Consider the following 1,356-nt stretch of genomic DNA (forward strand, 5'->3'; position numbering starts at 1 on the left):
CGAGCCACATCAGGAACATCGTGCCGCCGACCAGCGTGACGACGGTCGAGATGCGGAAGAACATGCCGGGATCGTTGACGATGCCGTTGCCGCCCTCGAGACCGATCGAAATGCCGTAGGCCTGGATCAGCGCCAGGAGCACGGTGCCGTAGCGCGTGTACTGGTTGATGATCTTGCGGCCCTGCTCGCCTTCCTTCTTCAGCGCTTCCAGCGAGGGGATGACTGAGGTCATCAGCTGCATGATGATGGAGGCGGAGATGTAGGGCATGATGCCCAGCGCGAAGATCGCCATGCGCTGCACGGCGCCGCCGGCGAACATGTTGAACATGCCGAGCACGCCCTTGCTCTGCGAGGAGAAGGCCTGGGCGAAAGCGTCGGGGTTGATGCCGGGAAGCGGGATGTAGGTGCCGAGGCGGTAGACGAGCAGCGCGCCGATGGTGAACCAGATGCGCTTCTTGAGATCCTCGGCCTTGGCGAAGGCCGCGAAATTCAGATTGGAGGCTAGTTGTTCAGCAGCCGAAGCCATGCCTGATTCTCCGCTAGAGCATGATGCCGAAAAGTGTGGAGCGGTTTTCGGACAACATCCTGCTCTACTTCATTGATTTCCGTGTCACGCTCGACGCCCCCAGCTCAGGCGGCGCGTGTCACCGAAGCTCACGAGATAAGCTCCGGACCTTAAACATGCAAGCGGCCGCGTTGACGCGGCCGCCCAATTCATCTGGTCAAAGCGCGGTTCGAGGGAAAATGCGAAGTCATCCCGGTCGGCCGTGCTTCAAATCGCCGTTACTCGGCGGCGGCCGCTTCCGGCAGCTTCACCGAACCGCCGGCCTTCTCGATCTTCTCGATCGCGGCCTTGGAGGCGCCAGCGACGTCGAAGGAGAGCTTGGCCTTGAGCTCGCCGTCGGACAGCACGCGCACGCCGTCCTTGGCGCGGCGGATGACGCCGGCGGCGACCAGGGCCTCGGCCGTCACAGCCGCCTTGGCGTCGAGCTTCTTGGCGTCGATCGCCGCTTGGATCTTGGCCAGCGACACCACCGCGAAGCTCTTGCCGAACAGGTTGTTGAAGCCGCGCTTCGGCAGGCGACGATAGAGCGGCATCTGGCCACCCTCGAAGCCGTTAATGGCAACGCCCGAACGGGCCTTCTGACCCTTGACGCCGCGACCGGCGGTCTTGCCCGAGCCGGAGCCGATGCCGCGACCGAGGCGCTTCCTGGAATGCGTGGCGCCGTCCTTGTCACGCAGATCGTTGAGTTTCATCATTCTTCTCCTGCGCTTCCGTTCAGGCCTCGTCCACGACGCGGACGAGGTGCTGGACGGCGGCGATCATGCCGCGCACGGAAGGGGTATCTTCCAGCG

Annotated in this window: 2 protein-coding genes and 1 pseudogene; all 3 read right to left on the minus strand. The window is 63.6% G+C overall.

Going from position 1 to position 1,356, the window contains the following annotated elements:
- A pseudogene (locus EOA24_RS38010) lies at window positions 1-526 on the minus strand (preprotein translocase subunit SecY); the annotation flags it as partial.
- 257 nt (window positions 527-783) lie between these two features.
- On the minus strand, window positions 784-1,257 hold the full coding sequence (gene rplO / locus EOA24_RS38015) for a 50S ribosomal protein L15 (RefSeq protein ID WP_126083813.1): 474 nt from the start codon (window positions 1,255-1,257) through the stop codon (window positions 784-786).
- Between the two features lie 22 nt (window positions 1,258-1,279).
- The coding region (locus tag EOA24_RS38020; RefSeq protein ID WP_348633107.1) for an uL30 family ribosomal protein at window positions 1,280-1,356 on the minus strand (77 nt) is incomplete at its 5' end.

This window comes from Mesorhizobium sp. M2A.F.Ca.ET.039.01.1.1 (genome assembly GCF_003998035.1).
In the GTDB taxonomy this organism is placed as follows: Bacteria; Pseudomonadota; Alphaproteobacteria; order Rhizobiales; family Rhizobiaceae; genus Mesorhizobium.

Excerpts from the sequence above, each read along its gene's own strand:
- rplO (WP_126083813.1), bottom strand. The coding sequence starts at position 1,257 with ATGAAACTCAACGATCTGCGTGACAAGGACGGCGCCACGCATTCCAGG.